The sequence below is a fragment of the Streptomyces zhihengii genome (assembly GCF_016919245.1).
Lineage (GTDB): Bacteria > Actinomycetota > Actinomycetes > Streptomycetales > Streptomycetaceae > Streptomyces > Streptomyces zhihengii.
Genome location: NZ_JAFEJA010000002.1, coordinates 1616320 through 1630494, shown reverse-complemented (window position 1 = coordinate 1630494; position 14175 = coordinate 1616320). Strand labels below are relative to the sequence as shown.

The window sequence follows — 14175 nt, the reverse complement described above, 5'->3', positions numbered from 1 at the left end:
CGGGCGCGGCCCGGCCGCGCTCAGCGCGCCGCGCCCGCCGGAGGCGTCAGCTCCTCCTCGACGAGGGCGACGGCGCGGAGCGTGCCGCCCTCGGCGCGGCAGGCCGCCCGCAGCAGCCGGGAGCGCTCGGCCCGTGCGGGTCCGCGACGAGGTCCTCCAGCGCGGCGCGCAGGGTCGCGGCGGTGGCGTCCGCGGTGTCCACACGGCGGGCGACGCCCAGCTCCACGAGGCGGTCGGCGTTCATGAACTGCTCGGCGCCCTGCGGCACGGCGATCATGGGGACGCCTGCGAGCAGCCCTTCGCCGCACCCGCCCATGCCCGCGTGGGTGACGAAGGCGTCGGCCTGCTCCAGGATTGCCCGCTGCGGGACCCACGGGTGCACCTCGATGGTGCGCGGGACGTCGCCGAGCACCGCGGGGTCGGTGTACGCGCCGATCTGGAGCACGACGTGCCAGCCCGGCAGGTCGCCGAAGGCCTCGACGCACCGGAGGTAGAACTCCGGCTGCCGCGTGTAGGCCGAACCGAGCGAGACGAGCAGCACCTTCTCGGCATCCGCCGGCCGGGTCCAGCCCTCGGCGGCGCCGGCACGGGTGTCGAAGCAGGGCCCCACGAAGGTCACCCGCCGGGGGTCGACACGGTCGGCGTGCGGCTGCATCGCCTGCGGGATGAGGGCGAGGGCCCGGGCGGGCGGCCCGGAGAAGGCGTCGACGTCCGTGGTGGTCGCCCCGCACCCGGCGAGCCACCGGGCGAACCGGTCCCGGTAGGCGTCCGCCCCGGGCAGCTTCCGCAGGTGGACGGCCACGTCCTCCTCGTAGCCGTCCCATCCGACGAAGGTCGGTGACAGTTGCAGAAGGGGCCGCCCCTGCGCCTCGGCGAGGGCGCGGGCGGCATAGGCGCCGATGTCGTAGAGGTACAGGTCGGCCGGGTCGTCGTCGTAGGCGGCGCGCAGTTGTGGAAGCGCCTGGACCGCGTCGTCGAGGAAGAGGCCCGCCGCGGCGATGGGGTCGTCGGGCCAGGTGTTGTCGGCGAAGGGGAGCACCGAGGAGCAGGGCACGAGTTCCGCGCCGGTGGACGCGATCCGCTCGGCCATGACCGGATCGTTGGCACAGGTGACCCGGTGCCCGCGGGCCACCAGCTCGCGGATCACCGCGAGGCCGGGCAGGACATGGCTGACGACGGGCACGCCGACCATCGCGATGTGGGCGCGGCGACGGGACATGGGCGATCACTCGTTTCCTGGGCGTGGCGCCTGAAGTGGTTCCGGGGCCGGGTCTGCAGCCCGGGGCGCGCCTCGGTGCCCGGTGTCAGGCGCGGGCGGCGGGCGGGGCGGCCGCTTCCAGGTCGGCGACCGAGCCCGACATGATCGTCCGCACGTGCGCGGTGATGTGTTCCACGGGCCAGTCCCACCACGCCACGGCGAGGAGCCGCTCGACGTCCCCGGCGTCGTAGCGGGTGCGGATGAGCCGGGCGGGGTTGCCGCCGGCGATGCCGTAGTCCGGTACGTCGGAGGTGACCACGGCCCCGGCGGCGACGACGGCGCCGTGGCCGATGCGCACGCCGGGCATGACCGTGACGCCGTGGCCGAACCACACGTCGTTGCCGACGACGGTGTCGCCCCGCCCGGGGAGGCCGGTGATCAGGTCGAAGTGGTCCGCCCAGGAACCGCCCATGGTGGGGAACGGGAAGGTGGAGGGGCCGTCCATGCGGTGGTTGGCGCCGTTCATGAGGAAGCGGACACCGGTGCCCAGCGCGCAGTACTTCCCGATGACGAGGCGCTCGGGCCCGTAGTGGTGGAGGACGTTGCGCGTCTCGAAGGCGGTCGGGTCGTCCGGGTCGTCGTAGTACGAGAAGTCGCCGACCTCGATCAGCGGCGACGTCACCAGCGGCTTGAGCAGGACGACGCGCGGGTGATCGGGCATCGGGTGGAGCACGGTGGGGTCGGCGGGAACGGGTGGCATCGGGTGGGCGGTTCCTCTCGGCTGGACCACTAACGCGACAGACGTTGCGTTAGGATGCTGACACAGGACAGGCGTCCCGATCAACCGGGAAAGGGGAATGCCCATGACGGACCCACCGGACCGCCGGCCGGGCGGTCGCACCGCCCGGGTGCGCGCCCAGGTGCTCGACGCGGTCCGCGCCGAGCTCGCCGAGGGCGGTCACGAAGGGCTGACGGTGGAGGGGGTCGCCACGCGGGCGGGTGTGCACCGCACCACCGTGTACCGGCGCTGGCGGGATGTGGGCGGCCTGCTCGCCGACCTGATCTCGGCCGCGGGCGAGATCGACTGGCAGCCGCCCGACACCGGCTCCCTGCGCGGCGACCTGACCGCCCTCAACGAGGAGATCCTGGAGTCCCTGACCGTGCGGCCGTCGTTCGCCGTCGCCCTGATGGCGGCCTCATTCCACTCCGAGCAGGCCGCGCGGGCGCAGACGCGGCTGTGGGAGGACCGGTACGCCCAGTGCGAGGTCGTCGTCGCGCGCGCCGCCGGACGGGGGGAACTGCCCCCGGGGGACACCGACGCGCGCGGCCTGCTGATCGCCGCCACCGCGCCGCTCTACCACGCGTCGGTGCTGATGCGCGCCGATCCCGACCCGCGCCTGCCCGCCCGGGCCGCGGCGGCGGCGGTGCTGGCGGCTGCGGCCGGCGCCTTCTCCGCGGGAGGGGGCACCGCCTGACGGAGCCCGGGCGCCCGCTCGGCGCGGGGGCCCGGACCCGGGGGCCGCTCGACGGCCGGCGGGACGCGGGGGCGAGCGGGTGGGTGGGTGGGGCCTCCCGGCGGGCTCAGACGCCGGGCAGGGACGGGTCCGGTGTCCACGGGGCCGGCGCCGTGAGGGCCCAGCGTTCGTGGTCGCGCCAGGCCCCGTCGATCCAGAGGTACGCGGCCGACAGCCCCTCGCGGCGGAAGCCCAGCCGCCGGACCAGGGCGAGGGACGCCGCGTTCCCCGGCTGGATGTTGGCCTCCAGCCGGTGGAGCCGCAGTTCGGTGAAGGCGTGCCGCAGGACGGCGGCGACCCCCTCGGTCATGTACCCGTGCCCGGCGGACGGGGCGAAGGCCGCGTACCCGATGGACGCCCCCTGGTACCGGCCCCGGATGACCGAGTTGATGTTGACGCTGCCCGCGGCCTCGCCGGTCTTCCGGACGCGGACCAGGAACCCCAGGTTGGTGCCGTCGTCGAAGCGGTGCATCCAGACCCGGAACTCCTCCGCCGTCGAGGGCAGTTGCATCCACGGCTGGTGCAGCTCCTGGCTGGCCCGCACGAGCGCGCAGAATTCGTCCTGGTCGGCAAGGGTGAGCGGGCACAGTTCGACCCGGGGCGTCATCGGAAGCATGGGCCAACGGTAGGACCTCCCCAAGACGCCTCCTCCCCGACCCCCGTCGCGGGCGACGGGGCGGCCCCGCGGCGTACGTCCGAATGCCTACCGGTCCCCGCGCCGTAGGACTCCAGAGGGACCCCGGGACGGGCACGAAGGGGGACTACAGGGGCCCGCTCCCCCGCCTACCGTCATGATCACCGAGCTGCGGAAGGCGGATACATGACGGTTCATCAGGTGACGGCCGGCGCGCCGCGGGCCCTGCCCGCGGCACCCGGCGAAGGGCCCGCCGCGGGCCGGGCGTCGGCGCCCGAGTACCAGGGGGCGCTGGGCTCCCTGTCGGTCAACTCCTCGCTGCACGAGGTCGTCGAGCGGGGCCTCGGGGAACTGCGGGCCGCCGAGGCGGCCGGCGACCGCAGGGAGGCCGCACGCTGCGGGATAGCGGTGGCGGAGGCCTACCGGCGGCTGGGCCGGGTCCAGGACGCCGAGCGGGTCTGGAAGTCCAGCTACCGCACCGCCCGGGCGGCCGGCGACCTCGGCGGCATGGCGTGGGCCGCCTGGAGCGGCGGCACCCTCGCCCGGCAGCGCGGCGCGCTCCCCCTCGCGTACCGGCTGCTGCGGATCGCCGCCGACCTCGGCGAACGCGGCGGGGACGTGGTCGCGCGCGGCTACAGCCTCGCCGGGCTGGCCGAGACCGGCCGGATCCAGGGCGACTACGAGGCCGTGGGCAGGCTGCACGAGCAGCTCCTCGCCGAGGCCCGCCGCCGGGGCGAGGCCCGCCACACGGTGTGGGCGCTGGAGGGCATCGCGCAGATGCACCGCAACACCGGCTCCTACGACAGGGCCCTCGCGCTCTTCGAGGAGGCCGCCGCCACGGCGGAGCGGGCCGACGACCGACGGGGACGGGCCTGGGCGCTGCGCGGGGTCGCCGACGTGCTCTCGGCTCGCGACGGCGACGCGGAGCGGGCGCTCGCCCTGCTGAGCGAGGCGGAGGGGCTGTGCCGGGAGATCCGTCTCGCGGGCGCGCTGGCGTACAACCGCAAGATGCGCGGGAACGTGCTCTACCGGGCGGGCCGGTACGCGGAGGCCCGGGAGGCGTACGCGGGTGCTCTAGCGGAGTTCCGGGAGATGCAGGAGGCGCGGGGCACGGCGCTGGCCCGGCTGGGCCTGCTCAAGTCCCGGGCCCGGCTGGGCCGGGACGCCGCTGAGACCGCCGCCGAACTGGCGGAGCTGCACGGGGAGCTGCGGAGCATCGGCCTGCTGCACGCGGACCGGGTCGTCGCGGGGGCGGCCGGGGAGCTGGGGGTCGAGGCGCCCCCGGGGGTGTGCCCCGAGCCGGCCGCCGCGTGGGGCACGGGGACGGATCGTTGAGCCCCGGCCGTGCGGCGACCGCCGCCCTGCCCGCGGGCCCGGTCGCACCGGGCGGCGGCGCCGCGGCGGCCCTGGAGCGCAGCCGGCGGCTGGTGGTGCCCGCGCTGGCGCGCGCACTCGGTGAACTGGACCCGTGGACCGGGGAGATGGCCGCGTACGCGTTCGGCTGGCAGGACGTGCGGGGCACCCCGGCGCCCGGCGCGTCCCCGGGCAAGGGCGTGCGCCGGACGCTCGCGGTGCTCGGGGCGGAGGCGGCCGGCGCTCCGGGCGGGGCGGCCGTGCCCGGAGCGGTCGCGGTCGAACTCGTCCACGCGTTCTCGCTGCTGCACGACGACCTGATGGACGGCGACGAGACGCGGCGCCGCAGGCCCGCTCTGTGGAAGGCGTACGGGGCCGGTCCGGCGGTCCTCGCGGGCGACGCGCTGTTCGCGCTCGCGGTGCGGACGGTGGCGCTCACCGCGGACGGCGTCGCGCCCGCGGCGATGCGCCGGCTGTCGGTCGCGCTGGCCGACCTGGTCCGCGGGCAGGCGCGCGACCTGGCGTCCGAGGGCCGGCCCTGGCTGGGGCCCGACGCGGTGAGCCCGCGGGAGTACGGGGTCACCGCGGAGCTCAAGACCGGTTCGCTGCTGGGCTGCGCGGTGGCGAGCGGCGCGCTCCTCGGCGGGGCGGGCGAGGAGACCGTGCACGCCCTCGACCTGATGGGCCGGCACGCCGGGGTGGCGTTTCAGCTCGTCGACGACGTCCTCGGGATCTGGGGCGACCCGGGGGTGACGGGCAAGCCCGTCCACGGTGATCTGCGGCGCGGGAAGAAGAGCTACCCGCTGCTCGCCGCGCTGGCGGACGGGGGCCGCGCCGCGCGGGAGCTCTCCGCTCTGCTGGCCGAGTCCGAAGAGGGGGCGGGCGGGGCGTCCTTCCCTGGTGCGCGAGGCGGGCACGATCCGGCGGAGGGGGGCATGGACGACGCCCGCGCCGCACTGGCCGCCGCACTGGCCGAGGCGGCGGGCGGGCGCGCGGCGGCACTGGCCGAGGCCGGCCGCCGGCTCGCGACCGCGCGCGCCTGCCTGCGCGCGGTGCCGCTCGATCCGGGGGCGGCGGACGCGATCGACGACCTGCTGACCCGGCTGCGCGAGCGCACGAGCTGACGGGGGCGGGGCCGCGTGCGGCGCGTGAGGGGCGGGCGCCCCGAGCGCCGGCGGCGTGTCAGGTGCGGCAGCGGTGGACGCGGGCCTCCCAGGGGTGCAGGGTGTGCCGGGCTGTGAGCGCCGTGGTGGCGGGGATGTTGGCGATGAGGGTTTCGCTGTGCTCCCAGCCTTCGGGCAGGTCGACGGTGAGGTCGGCTCCGCTGAAGTTCGCGAGGACGAGCAGCTCGGTGCCGGAGGCCGCGTCGTGGCGGGTGAAGGCGTAGAGCTGCTCGTGGTCGGGGTGGAGCATCTGGAAGTCGCCATGGGTGAGCGCCGGTTCGGTGTGGCGCAGGTCGATCAGGCGGCGGTAGTGGTGGAAGACGGAGTCGGGGTCGGCGAGCTGGGCCTCGGCGTTGACGGTGCGGTGGTCGGGGTTGACGGCGATCCAGGGCGTTCCCGTGGTGAAGCCGGCGTGGTCGGTGGCGTCCCACTGCATGGGGGTGCGGGCGTTGTCGCGGCCGCGCCGGCGCAGGCCGGCCAGGACACGCTCCGCGTCGGCGCCGAGGGCGGTCTGCTCCGCGTGGTGGTTGAGGGACTCGATGTCGCGGAAGTCCTCGATCGAGGCGAAGGGGGCGTTGGCCATGCCGAGTTCCTCGCCCTGGTAGACGTAGGGGGTGCCGCGGTGCAGGTGGAGGACGGTGGCCAGCAGCTTCGCGGAGCGCTCCCGAAAGGCGGGACTGTCGTCGCCGAAGCGGGATACGACGCGGGGCTGGTCGTGATTGGTCCAGTACAGGCTGTTCCAGCCGGTGTCGCCGAGCCCGGTCTGCCAGCGCCCGAGGCTGGCCTTGAGGTCGGTCAGCTTCAGGGGGCGGACGTCGAACTTGCCGCCGGGCCCCTGGTCGAGGCCGACGTGCTCGAACTGGAAGACCATGTCGACCTCCCGGCGGGCGGGGTCGGTGAACAGCCTGGCCTCCTCCACGGTGACACCGGGCATCTCGCCGACGGTCAGCAGCCGTCGCGGATGGTCCGCGAAGACCTCGCGGTGCATCTCGGCGAGGAACTCGTGGATCCTCGGGCCGCAGATGTAGTGGGGGCTGCCGTCACCGTACCGGTCGCCTTCGTGGACGGCGCCGTCGGGCAGGCCGGGCGTCTTGGAGATGAGGTTGATGACGTCCATGCGGAAGCCGTCGACGCCGCGCTCCAGCCACCAGCGCATCATCGCGTACACGGCCTGGCGGACGTCAGGGTTCTCCCAGTTGAGGTCGGGCTGCTTGCGGGAGAACAGGTGCAGGTAGTACTCGCCGCTGGTCTCGTCGTACGTCCAGGTGGGGCCGGAGAAGAAGGATCCCCAGTTGTTGGGTTCGGCTCCGGGGGTGCCCGGCCGCATACCGTCGCAGGCGGGGCGCCAGACGTACCAGTCGCGCCGCGGGCCGGCGGGGCCGCCGTCGCGTGAGGCGGTGAACCAGGGGTGCTCGTCGGAGGTGTGGTTGACGACGAGGTCCATGACGAGCTTCATGCCGCGCTCGTGGACGGCGGCCAGGAGCCGGTCGAAGTCGTCGAGGGTTCCGAACAGCGGGTCGATGTCCTGGTAGTCGCTGATGTCGTAGCCGTTGTCGTCGTGCGGGGACGGGTAGACCGGGGAGAGCCACAGCACGTCGACACCGAGCTGGGCGATGTAGTCGAGGCGCTCGATGACGCCTTGCAGATCACCGATTCCGTCCGCGTTGGAGTCGGCGAAGCTGCGCGGATAGACCTGGTAGACCACGGCGCGGCTCCACCAGGCGTCCGCGGGGCCGGTTGCGTTCACGGGCACGTCGGTGCCTCCTTCTCCGTCGGGGGCCACGTTCGTCGGGGCGTCATGCGAGGGGGTCCGGTCGGGGTCGCGGGGGCGGCTCCGCGCGGTCGGCGGACGGTCCCAGGGGCTGTGTCGCGGCCGTCTCCACGCGCGGGGGTCCGGCGGCGGCCGGTTTCGCCGGGCCGAGCGCGGCGGCGAGGAGGCTGACGTCGTCCCGCGCCCAGTCGATGGCGAACCGTTCGGCGGCCGTGTAGAGGGTGGTGACGGCGGCGAGGGGGCTCGGGTCCGCGAGTCCGGACAGGACGCCGGCGACCCGCTGCTCGCCGAACTCCTCGCCGCTGCCGCCACGGCCTTCGGTGAGGCCGTCGGTGGACAGCACCAGCAGGTCCCCCGGGTCGAGGCGGGTGGAGCGCGTCCCCCAGGTGCCGGGCGGGGCGGGCAGCAGCGGGTGGACGATCGGGCCGGTGGTCGCCAGCCGTTCGAGGGTGCCGTCGGTGCGGCGCAGGAACGGCTCCTCGTGGCCGGCGTTGACCCAGGTGAGCGTGGACCGCCGAGGGTCCAGCACGGCCACGGTCAGGGTGGTGAAGCGTTCTTCCTCCCCGGCCAGGGCGTGGTGCACCGCGCGGACGCAGGTGTCCAGACCGGCGCCGAGGCGCAGGCCGACCATGACGACGCTCTTGAGGCGCACGGCGAGCAGGCCCGCGGCCACGCCGTGGCCGCAGACGTCGCCGAGGAAGACGGCGGTGGTCCCGTCCGTCAGGGGCACGGTGCCGAGGTAGTCGCCCGCGATCAGGCCCTCGGCCGCGCGCACGTCGCCGGCCGTGAGGATGCCGGGGCCGGGGTCGTCGCGGGCGGCGAGGATCTCGTGCAGGCCCCTGACCGCGGGCCCGACCTGGACGAGGGCCTCCTGGTCACGGCGGGACGCGCGCTCGGACCTGGCCAGGCGTTCGCGTACCCGGTCGGCCTCCCGGGTGAGACGGCCGAGCCAGCCCCGGCGGCTGGGGTCCGCCCTGCCGGCGGTCGTGTCGCCGCTTGAGGTGCGCCGCAGGTCCTGGGCGAGGGCGCCCGCGGGGGCGAGGTAGCGGCGCTGGAGCACCACCGCGGCGACGACCGCGGCGAGCAGCAGCGCGGCGGCGAGGCCGAGGATGTAGAGCATCACTCCCTTCATGTGCCATGCCGTGCTCTCGACGTCCTCGGCCCGGCGCCGCTCCAGCAGGGCCGCGAGCGCGACGGTCCGGGCGTCGACGGCCGCGTAGGTGCCCTCGGCGGGATCGGTGCCGGCGGCGGCCGCGGGCAGCGCGAAGACGGCGCGGCCGTCCGCCGTGCCGGTGCGGCCGGCGCCGTCCAGCCACCTGGTCACACTGCGGCCGACGTCCGCGGTCCGCAGGCGTACCTCGGTGTCGGCACCGTCCGCCAGCCGCCGGAGCGCGGTGAGATGGCCGCCCATCTCCTGCCGGGGGTCGCCGCGCAGGTCCCGGCCGGCGGCTCCGGCGAGAGCGGCGGCGCGGAAGTCCCCCGCCGCCGCGCGGACGGCGCCGAGTTCCGCGACGGCCGGGCCCCAGCGGGTCTCGATCCGCCCCGCGGCCTCGTCGTGGTGGGCGCTCAGCACCATCCCCACCACGGCGACGACGCCCGCCACCACGGCCACCACGCCGACCACGGCGGTGAGCAGCAGCCTCGATCCCGTCAGACCACGCAGCGACAGCACCCGCACGACGCTACCGACCGGGCGTTCCCGCGTCCGCGGCACCACGCCGGGGCCGGGGCCGGGCGGCTCCTCAGGGCGTGACGATCGGGAAGGCGGGGGCGGGCCTGTCGAGGACGGACAGCAGCCGGGTGAGCAGGGCGGGGTCGCCGTCCATGGTGATGCCGTCGGTGCCCCGGCCGGCGAGCACGCGCAGCAGCTGCGCCTTGGTCATCGTCATGGTGAGCCCGGCGCCGGTGGCCCGGCCGGGGCCGGTGGTCCAGGTGAGGAGCCCGTTCGCGAGGCGGAGGTGCCAGTGGTCGGCGCCGATGTGCCAGTCGATCAGGAGCTCGGTGTCCCACGCCTTCGGTCCGTTCACCCGGACGGCGAGGCCGTCGATGAGCTGGCCGACCGTCAGGGCCTGCTGCATGTCGGGCCCGGGGGCGGCTCCGGCGGCGGGGGCGACACCGTGGGCGAGCTCCTGCGCGCCGGTGAGGTAGAAGTTGCGCCAGACGGCGTTCTCGACCGTCTGCCCGAGGCGGATGTAGAGCGCGGCCAGGTCACGGCGGGCCCGCTTGTCCCCGGGATCGTTGAAGACGGCGTGGTTGAGCAGGGTGACGGCGAAGCGGAGGTCTCCCCGGTCCGTGTAGTGCCGGGCGCGGGCACGGACCGCGGCCTGGCCGCCGAGGGACTCGACCCAGCGGCGGGCCTCCTCGACCGGGGGGTGTTCCCACAGATGGGCGGGGTTGCCGTCGAACCAGCCCATGTAGCGCTGGTACACCGCCTTGACGTTGTGGCTGAGGGAGCCGTAGTAGCCGCGGTTGGCCCAGACGCCTTCCAGTCGCGGCGGCAGCCGGAAGTTCTCGGCTATCTCGGTGCCGGTCAGGCCCTGGTTGATCTGCCGGACGGTCTGGTCGTGGACGTAGCCGTACAGGTCCCTCTGGTGGGTGAGGAGTTCAACGATGGCGCCGTTCCCCCAGGTGGGCCAGTGGTGGGAGGCGAAGGCCACGTCGGCGGTGCCGGTGTACAGGCTGATCGACTCGGTGAGGTAGCCGGCCCAGGCGTGGGCGTCGCGCACCTGGGCGCCGCGCAGGGTCACGATGTTGTGCATGGTGTGGGTGGCGTTCTCGGCCATGCAGACGGCGCGCAGGTCGGGGAAGAGGAAGTTCATCTCCTCCTGGCACTCGGTTCCGGGTGTCATCTGGAAGCGGATCCGGACCCCGTCGAGGGTCGTCTCCTCGCCGGTGGCCCGGATCGAGCGGGTGGGCGGGATCAGGCCGATGGTGCCCAGCGAGACGGTCAGGCCGAGGCCGCATCCGACCTGTGCGGTGACGCCGGCGGGGAGCCGGGAGCCGTACATGTAGGAGGCGCGTCGGGACATGGCCGGGCCCGCGTAGACGTTCTCGCTGACGGCGTGTTCCATGAAGCCCTCGGGGGCCAGGACGGGTACGTCCCCGGCGCCGTCCGGCAGGACGCCCCGGCAGCCGCCGAAGTGGTCGACGTGCGGGTGGGTGTAGATCATCGCCGTGACGGGCCGCTCGCCGCGGTGGTCGCGGTAGAGGCGCAGCGCGGCGGCGGCCGTCTCGGCGGAGATGAGCGGGTCGATGACGATGACGCCCCGCTCGCCCTCGACGATCGTCATGTTGGACAGGTCCAGGCCCCTGACCTGGTAGATCCGGTCGGTGACCCGGTAGAGGCCCTGCTCCGACAGCAGGCGCGCCTGCCGCCACAGACTGGGGTCCACGGTCTCGGGGGCCCGGTCGCCGGCGTCCCGGAGGAAGCGGTAGGCGTCCGGGTCCCAGGCGGTCCTGCCGTCGGCGGTGGTGATCGGTCCGCCGGTGAACGCGGCGACGAAGCCCCTGCGGGCGTCGGCGAAGTCGTCCGTGTCGTCGTAGGGGAGGCCGTCCGTGCGCGTCGGTGACGGTGTGCCGGGCCGGTTGGGGCCCGGTGCGGCCTGTGAGGTCCGGGGGTCGGGCGAGACGGCGGCGGCCGCCGCGCCGGCCGTGGCGGCGACGAAGCCGCGCCTGTTCATCGGCGTCATGGGATGCGTGCCTCTCAGTGCTGGAAGGCCAGGGCCCTCGCGATGCCGTTGCGCTGGATCTCCGAGGTGCCGGTCAGCACCCGGAACATGCGGATCTTGCGGAAGAGGAACTCGATCTCGTGGCCCTGGGTCAGCCCTTCCTTGCCGTGGATCTGCACGGCCTCGTCGAGGATGCGGAAGGCGGACTCGGCGACGAAGAGCTTGCACATGAACGCCTCGGTGTGCACCTCGCGGCCCTGGTCGAGGGCGGCGAGCGCCGCGTAGGTCATGGAGCGCGCGGCGTAGAGCTCGGTCGCCATGTCGGCGACCTTGTGCTGGATCGCCTGGAGGGAGAGCAGGGGCCTGCCCTGCGCGACGAGGCGGGTGCGGGCCCGGTCCAGTGTGAGGTCGAGTGCCCGGCGGGTGGCGCCGAGGACGGTGGGGCAGTGCAGCAGCCGGTTGGTGGTGACCCGGCCGAGCGCGATGCGCATGCCCTCGCCCTCCTCGCCGAGCAGGTTGGCGGCCGGCACCCGGCAGTCGTCGAGGACGATGTCGCTCTCGATGTGCTCGCCGGACATCGGGACGGCGCCGTCCTCGACGCGGCAGCCTGGGCTGTCGAGGTCGACGAGGAACGCGGAGAACCGCGGCTTGCCGTCGGTCGGTTCGTCCTCCCCGGCCATGCGGGCGACGACGATGGCGAAGTCGGCGAACGGACCGGCGGAGGAGAAGACCTTGTGCCCGGTCAGCCGGTACGCGTCGCCGTCGCGGACGGCGACGGTGCTCATGGAGCGCACGTCGGAGCCGGCGTCGGCCTCGGTGAGGGAGAAGCAGCAGGCGCGCTCGCCGCGGATCAGCGGCAGCAGATAGGTGTCGAGCTGGTGCCGGGTGGCGTGGCGGAGGATGTCGCCCGCGCGCAGCGGGCCGCCCATGTCGCCGAGGACGCTGCTCGCCAGGACGCGTCCGCTGGCGCCGAGTTCCTCCTTCAGCGCGGCGAGCCGGGTGTGGTCGAGACCCTGCCCGCCGTACTCCGCGGGCAGATGGATGCCGTAGAAGCCGAGTTCGCGGCTGCGGCGCCAGACCGGTTCGAGATCGGCGCGGGTGAGGCGGCCGGACGGGGTGATGCCGCGCTCGCGCTCGTAGTCGGCGAGTTCGCCGTCAATGTAGTCGCGCAGGCGGTCGACGAGTTCCGCCGTGCGGGGGTCGTCGTAGGCGGGGCGGAGGGAGAAGGTCACGGGTGCTCCTGGAGGGAACGGGAGGGCGGAGTCAGTTGACGCGGCGGGCGGCGTGGGCCCAGTACGGTTCGCGCACGGCCTTGCGGTCGAGCTTGCCGTTGCGGTTGTGGGGCAGCTCGGTCACGAAGTCGACGGCCCGGGGCTTCTTGAAGCGGTCCAGGCGTTCGGCGCAGAACGCGATCAGCTCGTCGGCGGTGACGCCGGTGTCCCCGGGGCCCGCGATGACGACGGCCCTGACGGCCTCGCCCCACTTCTCGTCGGGGACGCCGACGACGCACGCCTCCTGGACCGCGGGGTGCTCGTAGAGGGCGGCCTCGACCTCGGTGCAGTAGATGTTGAAGCCGCCGGAGATGATCATGTCCTTCTTGCGGTCGACGATGAAGAGGTAGCCGTCCTCCCGCATCCAGGCGAGGTCGCCGGTGTGCACCCATCCGTCGCGGAAGGTCTCCGCCGACAGCTCGGGCTCCTTCCAGTACTCGCGCACGCAGTCCGGGCCGCGCACGATGACCTCGCCGACCTCGCGCGGGCCGAGTTCGCGGCCGTCCTCGCCGACGACGCGCACCTCGGTGTCCCAGGAGGCGCGCCCGCACGACTGGAGCAGTTCGGGGTCGTCCAGCACGGCCCGACCGATCTCGTCGGCGCTGAGGCCGGCGACCACGCTGGTGGTCTCGCCGAGCCCGTACCCCTGGGCGACGACGGGGCCGAAGAACTCCACGGCCTCGCGCAGCCGCTGCGGCGAGATGGGCGCGCCGCCGATCCGCACGCTGGTGAGCGACGACAGGTCGTGGCGCCCGGCTCCGGGGTGGGCGAGCACGGTGGTGACCATGGCCGGGACGAGGAAGGTGGCGGTGATGCGCTCCTTCTCCACCGTCTCCAGGAAGGCGGCCGGGCTCCACGCGGGCAGGACGTAGGTCGCGGATCCGCCGAACACACCGGCCAGCAGCCCCATGCCGGTGGCATGGGTGATGGGGCCGCAGGCGAGGTAGCGGGCGCCGGGCCGGGGGCGTGACTCGTCGGACATCAGCAGCTTGCGCATGTTCGCGAGCCGGTTGCCGACGGTCTGCACGGCGGCCTTCAGCGCGCCCGTGGAGCCGGACGTGAAGTTCAGGACACAGGGATCGTTCTCGTCCTGCTCGACCAGGAAGGGGACCGTGGCGTCGCCCTCGGCGAGCAGGGTGGCGTAGGGGACCGACGGCACGGTGGGGGCGGTGTCGTCCCGTTCCTCGTCGAGCGGGACGGCGAGGCAGCCGGTGCCGGCCTCGGCGATCGCGGCGAGGGCGTCCTCGCGGTGTGCGGCGTCGTAGACCAGGGCGCGCACGGGGGCGTAGCGCAGGATGTGCGCGATCTCGCCCCGGCCGAGGCGGGCGTTGACCGGTGCCCTCGTCAGGCCCGCCTTGTAGAGGGCGAATTCGGTCTCCACCAGTTCGCCGCGGTTCCAGGCGACCGAGGCCACGGCGTCGCCGGGGCGCAGGCCCCGGGTGGTCAGGGCGGAGGCCAGGGCGTTCGCCGAGCTCTCCAGCGCGGCGAAGGTCCAGGTGCGGTCGCCGCAGACGAGGGCCGGGGCGTGGGGCCAGTAGCGGGCGCTGCGCGACAGATAGGTGCCGAGGTTCATGTAGCACTGCTCCAGGTCGGGATGGTCTTC

At 74.5% G+C, this 14175-nt stretch carries 10 protein-coding genes and 1 pseudogene; 3 read left to right on the top strand and 8 right to left on the bottom strand.

Going from position 1 to position 14175, the window contains the following annotated elements:
* Positions 1-20: 20 nt before the first annotated feature.
* Positions 21-1219, bottom strand: a pseudogene (locus JE024_RS34650) (macrolide family glycosyltransferase).
* 85 nt (positions 1220-1304) lie between these two features.
* The gene (locus JE024_RS34645) at positions 1305-1958 is read right to left on the bottom strand and encodes a CatB-related O-acetyltransferase (protein ID WP_205377824.1); all 654 of its coding nucleotides are present in this window, start codon (positions 1956-1958) and stop codon (positions 1305-1307) included.
* A gap of 103 nt (positions 1959-2061) precedes the next feature.
* Here JE024_RS34645 and JE024_RS34640 point away from each other — a divergent pair, with 103 nt between their 5' ends.
* Positions 2062-2673, top strand: a complete 612-nt coding sequence (locus tag JE024_RS34640) for a TetR/AcrR family transcriptional regulator (protein ID WP_205377823.1) — start codon at positions 2062-2064, stop codon at positions 2671-2673.
* A 106-nt stretch (positions 2674-2779) separates the two neighbouring features.
* Here JE024_RS34640 and JE024_RS34635 read toward each other — a convergent pair whose 3' ends face one another.
* Positions 2780-3328: a GNAT family N-acetyltransferase gene (locus tag JE024_RS34635; RefSeq protein ID WP_205377822.1), complete on the bottom strand. Its 549-nt coding sequence runs from the start codon at positions 3326-3328 to the stop codon at positions 2780-2782.
* Between the two features lie 204 nt (positions 3329-3532).
* Between JE024_RS34635 and JE024_RS34630 the strand changes: the two genes are divergently transcribed.
* Together JE024_RS34630 and JE024_RS34625 are read left to right on the top strand one after the other, a co-directional pair.
* Positions 3533-4681, top strand: a complete 1149-nt coding sequence (locus JE024_RS34630) for a tetratricopeptide repeat protein (RefSeq protein WP_205377821.1) — start codon at positions 3533-3535, stop codon at positions 4679-4681.
* Complete coding sequence (locus tag JE024_RS34625) at positions 4678-5823, top strand: polyprenyl synthetase family protein (RefSeq protein ID WP_372449899.1); 1146 nt, start codon at positions 4678-4680, stop codon at positions 5821-5823. The genes JE024_RS34630 and JE024_RS34625 overlap by 4 nt, the downstream gene beginning before the upstream one ends.
* A gap of 58 nt (positions 5824-5881) precedes the next feature.
* On the opposite strand, the gene JE024_RS34620 is transcribed toward JE024_RS34625, so the two are convergent.
* The 5 genes from JE024_RS34620 to JE024_RS34600 all read right to left on the bottom strand — a co-directional run bounded on the left by JE024_RS34620 (position 5882) and on the right by JE024_RS34600 (position 14145).
* Positions 5882-7615 (bottom strand): glycoside hydrolase family 13 protein, encoded by a 1734-nt coding sequence (locus tag JE024_RS34620; protein ID WP_205377820.1) that lies wholly within the window; start codon positions 7613-7615, stop codon positions 5882-5884.
* 43 nt (positions 7616-7658) lie between these two features.
* Entirely contained in the window at positions 7659-9305 is a 1647-nt protein-coding gene (locus JE024_RS34615; protein WP_205377819.1) for a PP2C family protein-serine/threonine phosphatase, read from the bottom strand.
* 70 nt (positions 9306-9375) lie between these two features.
* Positions 9376-11322 (bottom strand): alkyl/aryl-sulfatase, encoded by a 1947-nt coding sequence (locus JE024_RS34610; RefSeq protein ID WP_205377818.1) that lies wholly within the window; start codon positions 11320-11322, stop codon positions 9376-9378.
* 14 nt (positions 11323-11336) lie between these two features.
* Entirely contained in the window at positions 11337-12533 is a 1197-nt protein-coding gene (locus tag JE024_RS34605; protein ID WP_205377817.1) for an acyl-CoA dehydrogenase family protein, read from the bottom strand.
* A 31-nt stretch (positions 12534-12564) separates the two neighbouring features.
* A complete protein-coding gene (locus tag JE024_RS34600; RefSeq protein WP_205377816.1) occupies positions 12565-14145 on the bottom strand; it encodes an AMP-binding protein in 1581 nt (526 codons plus the stop codon).
* Between the last annotated feature and the right edge of the window lie 30 nt (positions 14146-14175).